This window comes from Sphingomonas yabuuchiae (assembly GCF_001477495.1).
Classification (GTDB): Bacteria; Pseudomonadota; Alphaproteobacteria; order Sphingomonadales; family Sphingomonadaceae; genus Sphingomonas; species Sphingomonas yabuuchiae_A.
In genome coordinates this window covers 1-5,874 of the sequence record NZ_LDTF01000124.1, presented here as the reverse complement: position 1 = coordinate 5,874, position 5,874 = coordinate 1, and the positions used below count along the sequence as shown (strand labels likewise).

At 66.7% G+C, this 5,874-nt stretch carries 7 protein-coding genes; 2 read left to right on the top strand and 5 right to left on the bottom strand.

All coding sequences use genetic code 11. From position 1 onward, the window contains the following. Positions 1-153: 153 nt before the first annotated feature. Complete coding sequence (locus NS355_RS17390) at positions 154-555, top strand: HIRAN domain-containing protein (RefSeq protein ID WP_058746831.1); 402 nt, start codon at positions 154-156, stop codon at positions 553-555. A gap of 91 nt (positions 556-646) precedes the next feature. Here NS355_RS17390 and NS355_RS17385 read toward each other — a convergent pair whose 3' ends face one another. From NS355_RS17385 to NS355_RS17370, 4 genes are all read right to left on the bottom strand, one after another. Beyond that, positions 647-883 carry a hypothetical protein gene (locus NS355_RS17385; protein WP_058746830.1) on the bottom strand — a complete coding sequence of 79 codons (237 nt, stop codon included), beginning with the start codon at positions 881-883 and terminating at the stop codon, positions 647-649. Positions 884-1,061: 178 nt separating this feature from the next. Continuing rightward, positions 1,062-1,682, bottom strand: coding sequence for a LysE family translocator (locus NS355_RS17380; protein WP_058746829.1), 621 nt, complete (start codon positions 1,680-1,682; stop codon positions 1,062-1,064). Next, a complete protein-coding gene (locus NS355_RS17375; RefSeq protein WP_153008275.1) occupies positions 1,682-2,062 on the bottom strand; it encodes a hypothetical protein in 381 nt (126 codons plus the stop codon). Before NS355_RS17375 ends, NS355_RS17380 begins: the two co-directional genes overlap by 1 nt. Further along, positions 2,059-2,733 (bottom strand): EI24 domain-containing protein, encoded by a 675-nt coding sequence (locus tag NS355_RS17370; RefSeq protein WP_058746828.1) that lies wholly within the window; start codon positions 2,731-2,733, stop codon positions 2,059-2,061. Before NS355_RS17370 ends, NS355_RS17375 begins: the two co-directional genes overlap by 4 nt. Positions 2,734-2,861: 128 nt before the next feature. On the opposite strand from NS355_RS17370, the gene NS355_RS17365 reads away from it, so the two are divergent. Further along, the gene (locus NS355_RS17365) at positions 2,862-3,854 is read left to right on the top strand and encodes an adenosine kinase (RefSeq protein ID WP_058746827.1); all 993 of its coding nucleotides are present in this window, start codon (positions 2,862-2,864) and stop codon (positions 3,852-3,854) included. Between the two features lie 154 nt (positions 3,855-4,008). Here the strand turns inward: NS355_RS17365 and NS355_RS17360 are convergent, their stop codons facing one another. Further along, positions 4,009-5,547, bottom strand: a complete 1,539-nt coding sequence (locus NS355_RS17360) for an amino acid permease (RefSeq protein WP_058746826.1) — start codon at positions 5,545-5,547, stop codon at positions 4,009-4,011. Positions 5,548-5,874: the final 327 nt, after the last annotated feature.

The window sequence follows — 5,874 nt, the reverse complement described above, 5'->3', positions numbered from 1 at the left end:
GGGCGGGGGCGGGGGATTGGGCGGCGAGCAGCATCGCCAGGGCGGCCAGGGACATGGGCACTCCGAATGGGACAGGATGATTGCACCATAGCCGGATTGCCGATGAATGGGAGGGCTCTGGACGCAGGGGCGTCGCATAACCAATTAGGCGGCATGGACGAATTGACGCTGGCCGTGGTCGGAATCGACTTTCCCAATGAGGACAAGGCGCGAAGCAATCGGCGGTTCGAGCTGCTCGCTTCGACCGTCGGTGATCCGGTCAGCCTGCGGCCCGAGCCGCGCAACCGGCATGATCCCCATGCGGTCGCCGTCTTCAGTTCACGCGACGTGCAGGTCGGCTATCTCTCCGCCGAACGGGCGCCGCTGATCGGTGCGCGGATGCGGCGTGGCGAGGATGTGCAGGCGGTCTATCAGGGCCTGAAAGGCTCGGTGGCCTATATCCGGGTGCGTTTCGGCGGCGGTGCACCGACCATCCCCCGTGCGGTCGAGCCTATGCCCGAGAAAGAGGAGGATGACTTCTTCCCCGATCCCGACGGTCCCGAATGGGGGGCCTGAAGCGGGTCACAAAAAAGGGAGCCGAAACCGGCTCCCTTTCCGTCCGCCTGAGCGGCGATGGTCCGGGCAGGGTTGCCCCCGCCCGCGACGATCAGTTGCTGTCCGCGTTGTCGTCCTTGACGATCGCGACAACGCCGATGGCGACGACGCCAGCAGCGATCAGAGCAGCGAGGATGCCGCCGCCGGCCAGCTTGTTGCCCTTGGCGGTCGGAGCCGAAGCGCGAACCGACTTCGAAACCGACAGGCTGGCAGCCGGGTTGGTCGGCGCAGCGGCGACCGGAGCAGCAACCAGGGCCGTGGCGGCAACAGCAGACAGGAACTTCATCATAATCAATCTCCCATGGCGAACGACCGCCAAGACGCGGTGGTGTTCATCGTCCCGATAGCGCAAAAGCATAGCCGCGTAAATTTGTTCCCGCACCGCATCATTTTTTAGCCAAGGGCGTGGAACAAATGTCGCAGTCCTCGATAGGGGCGTGATCGTTTCTGGACCCAAATGATCGGGATCAGCGGCGAATGGCGGCCGTGGCCAGTCCGGCAAAGATCAGGGCGCCACCGCCCGCCCGCTGTGCCCAGGCCTGTGCCCGTGGCGAACGCAACAGGCCGCCCGCGCTCGACGCCGCCCAGGCATAGCAACCGTCGGTCATCGCCAGCACCAGCACGAACGTCGCGACCAATATCCCGGCCTGCGACCAATAGGGCCGATGGGGATCGATGAATTGCGGTGCGAAGGCGGCGAGGAACAGGATCGTCTTGGGGTGGAAGGTGCCGACGCCCAGATTGCCCAGAAAGGCGGCGCGCGGGGAAATCAGGCGCGGGCGAACCGCCACCGCATCGGCGTGGCGCGCACGCCAGAGCCCCAGGGTGCCGACCGCGATCAGATAGGCCGCGCCAGCCCATTTGAGCAGCCCGAACAGAAAGGACGAGGCCGCCAGCACGGCGCCCATGCCCAGCAGGCTGGCGGTCGAGGCGGCCAGATTGCCGAGCATCAGCCCGCCGACCGAGGCGAGGGCGGTTCGCCGCCCCGATCCGATCGCATAGCCCAGGATCGCCGCGACGCCGGGGCCGGGGATCAGGCCGATGACCAGGGTCGCCGCGACAAAGGCGAACCACAGGTCGGGGCGCATCAGCGTCCGCCGTCGCGCCGGGTCAGCGCCGCGACGCAGCTCGCCCGGTCGATCGAACTGCCATCGGGCTCGCGCGCGTCCAGATAGGTGACACGCGGCTCGGCCCCGTCCTTGGGATAGAGATAGGCATCGAGGACACAGAAGCTGCCCTGGAACTGCAGTTTGCGCGCGGCACCTTCACGGACATCGGCATCGGGCGTGCCGAACAGCTTGGTCAGCCCGGCGGCGTCCTGTCCGATCACCCGCTCCAGCCCGACGCTGGTATAGGGGACGGGCACCGGGGCCATGCCGCCGCTGCGCACCGGCGCGGCGGTCTGCGGCACCGTACAGCCCGCCAGCAATGTCAGGCCCAGCAGCGGCAGCGCGATGAGGCGGGTCACACCTGTCTCCTGTGAAAGAAATGGGTCGCCATGCTCGCCCCCAGGACGGGCGCGAGCAGATTGAGTCCCGGAACCACGAACAGGGTGGCGACGGCAAGCCCCAACAGGAAGCGCGCAGGCCCGGTCGCCTTGCGCCAGCGACGCATGGCGGCACGGTCCATGTGCCGCGCCGCCACCATGTCGCCCAGGTCGCGCGACAACAGCCAGCCATTGACCAGCAGGAACGCCGCGGCCGTGCCGATGCCGGTTACGAGCAGCACGATGTACAGGGGCAGCAGGATCAGATTGACGGCAATGACGCGCGCGGCGGAACCCAGGCCCATGGCGGTGCCGCGCGCAAAGGAAACCGGCCTGCCGCTTGCCAGCGCCTGCGGATAATGTCGCGCCTCGACCGCCGCGACGATATCGTCGGCGAACACACCCACCACCGCCATCGCGACCGCGCGAAACGCCAGCCAGAGCGCCAGCAGTTCGACGACGAAGGTGAAGGCGGCCGACCATCCGTCCGCCTGCGCGCCCAGCCATCCGGTCAGCGCCGCGCGCATGGCGTACCACAGGGCGACGCCCGCGAGCGCGAAGATCGCCAGCGTCACGCCCAGCGAACGGATCAGCACCCGGCGGATCGCCGGATCGCCCAACTGGGCGAGCGACAGGAAAAAGGCGCGGACCATGGCCCTTCGATGGCGCGGACGGGACGTGCAAGTCAATGCGGTACGGGGCCGCGTGGCGGCTCCCTTGCGCGGGGGTAGCGCGCTGACTAGGGCGGCGACATCACAGCTTATTTCCCGGAGTCCGTACCTTGACCAACCCCACTTACGACGTGGTGGCGATCGGCAATGCCATCGTCGACATTCTCAGCCCGGCGGAAGACGATTTCATCGCCGAGAACGGCATGACCAAGGGCGCGATGCAGCTCGTCTTTTCGCCGGAAGAGGCCGACGCGCTTTATGCCAAGATGGGCCCCGGTCGCGAGATTTCGGGCGGGTCGGCCGCCAACACGCTGGCGGGCATGGCCGCGCTGGGCGGCAAGACCGCGTTCATCGGCCAGGTCGCCGACGATCAGCTGGGCGAGGTGTTCAGCCACGACATCCGTGCGGCGGGCGTCAAGTTCGACACGCCGGTGCGTCCCGGCCAGCCGACCACCGCACGCTGCATGATCTTCGTCAGCCCCGATGGGCAGCGGACCATGAACACCTTCCTCGGCGCCTCGCACTATCTGCCCGCCGAAGCGCTCGACAAGGCGCTGATCGCCGATGCGGCCTATCTGTATATCGAGGGTTATCTCTGGGATCCCGAAGAGCCGCGCGCCGCGATGCGCGCCGCCATCGAGGTCGCCCGCGCGGCGGGGCGCAAGATCGCCTTCACCGCCTCGGCCGAGTTCGTGATCGACCGCCACCGTGCCGATTTCCATGCGCTGATCGACGGCGGCATGATCGACGTGATCTTCGCCAACGAGACCGAGATCGTCGCGCTGACCGAGACGGCGGATGTCGAGGCCGCCATTGCCTCGCTGAAGGACAAGGTCGAGACGCTGGTCGTCACCCTCGCCGAAAAGGGCGCTTTGGCGCAGCGTGGGGACGAGCGCGTGACGGTTCCGGCGCATCCGGTCGACAAGGTCGTCGACACGACGGGCGCGGGCGACCTGTTCGCGGCGGGTTTCCTCTATGGCCAGACGCATGGCCATGACCTGAAGGCCTCGCTGACGCTGGGTGCCGCCTGCGCCGCCGAGATCATCAGCCACTTCGGCGCCCGGCCCCAGGTCGACCTGAAGACGCTGGCCGCCAGCCTCTGAGGGAATAGCATGGCCTTCGACTTCGCGCAGGTGGAACGGAGCGAGTGAGCACCCGATCCTCCCCAGGCTGTGCTTGGGGAGGGGGGCAGGAGCCCAAAGAAAAGGCCCGGAGGATCGCTCCTCCGGGCCTTTTCCCATGTCCATCGAAAGCCGATCAGCGATCGAGCGGCCTGGCGACCTCCGGCTGCATCGCCGGGTCATCAACCACGTCGACGATGCCCCGTCCGACATAGCTGCGGCGACGGCTATAGCCGAAATAGATGACCAGGCCGATCGCGCCCCATACCGGCAGGACGAGGATCGAACCCCAGTCGAGCGAGAGGAACAGGTACAGGCAGCCGACGATCGCGAGCGGCGCGACGATCCACACCAGCGGCGTGCGGAACGGGCGGCGGCGATCGGGATCGGTACGGCGCAGTACCAGCACCGATACGGCCACCATCAGGAAGGCGAAGAGCGTACCCGAATTGGAATAGTTGGCCAGCTTCCCGACCGGCAGGAAGGCGGAGGCAAAGGTCGCGGCCAGACCGGTCACGATCGTGACGACGTGCGGCGTCTTGTACTTCGGATGGACCTTGGCGAAGGCCTGGGGCAGCAGGCCGTCACGCGCCATCGTGAAGAACACGCGGGTCTGGCCGAACATCATCATGAGCACGACCGAGGGCAGCGCCAGCGTGGCGGCCAGGCCGATCAGATTGCCGATCTTTTCCCAGCCGATGGTCCGCAGGACATGCGCCAGCGCTTCCTTCGAGCAGGACAGCGGCTCTGCCGCGCCGCCCGCGACGATCGCCTGACAGCGTGCGGTCAGTTCCGACGTGCCGGGCGACAGCACCACGCCGGCGGCATCACGCACCGGCTGCGCGCCCAGCGGCGAGCCGATCGCCCCCGCCGAGACCAGCAGGTAGAAGACGGTGCAGAACAGCAGCGAGGCGATCAGGCCGATCGGCACGTTGCGCTGCGGGTTCTTGGTCTCCTCGGCGGCGGTCGACACCGCGTCGAAGCCGACATAGGCGAAGAAAATCGACGCGGCGGCCCCCGCCACGCCGGTCAGGCCGGTGGGCATGAAGGGGTGGAAATTCGCGCCGTTCATCACCGGCACCGACAGCGCGATGAACAGGGTCAGCGCGGCGACCTTGATCGCGACCAGGATGGCGTTGACGCGGGCGCTCTCGGTGGTGCCGACGACCAGCAGCCAGGTGACGAGCAGCGAGATGATGACGGCAGGCAGGTTAACATAGCCGCCCGACGAGGGGCCGTTGACCCATTCCATCGGTATGTCGATGCCCAGCAGGTTGCGGATCTGCCCCACCACATAACCCGACCAGCCGACCGCGACGGCGCTTGCCCCGACCGCATATTCCAGGATCAGCGCCCAGCCGACCATCCAGGCCAGCAACTCGCCCATGACCGCATAGGTATAGGTATAGGCCGACCCCGCGACCGGCACCATCGAGGCCAACTCGGAATAGCAGAGCGCCGCCACTGCGCAGACGAACCCCGCCAGCACGAAGGACAGCATCATCCCCGGCCCCGCCTTCTGCGCGGCTTCGGAGGTGAGAACGAAGATGCCCGTACCGATGACGGCGCCGATACCCAGCATGGTAAGCTGGAACGCGCCTAGCGATCGTTGCAGCCCCTTCTTCTCGGCGGTCGCCAAAATGGCGTCCAGAGGCTTAACGCGCCCGAAAATCATGAATGTCCAATCCCCCCGAGGGAAGGGCGGCCCCAACAAGGGACACGCCCGGCGTTTGGTGAATGATTAGGAAGGTTAGCTGCAATTTTATTACGCGCAATCCCTAAGACGCGCGGGATGCGGTCGGGGGATGAGAAAGGCGGTGATTGTCGCCACCTTCTACCGTCAGCACTGAGGAATGGGATCACCAACCCATCGCGCGGTAAGCCCCTCCCGTAAACGGGAGGGGGTTGGGGAGGGAAGGGGTTTCACAGAGATCATCGCGCGTGGCTTTCCCTCCCCCATCCCAGTTTCAGGTAAACGATGCCTCGCATCGTTTAGGTCATG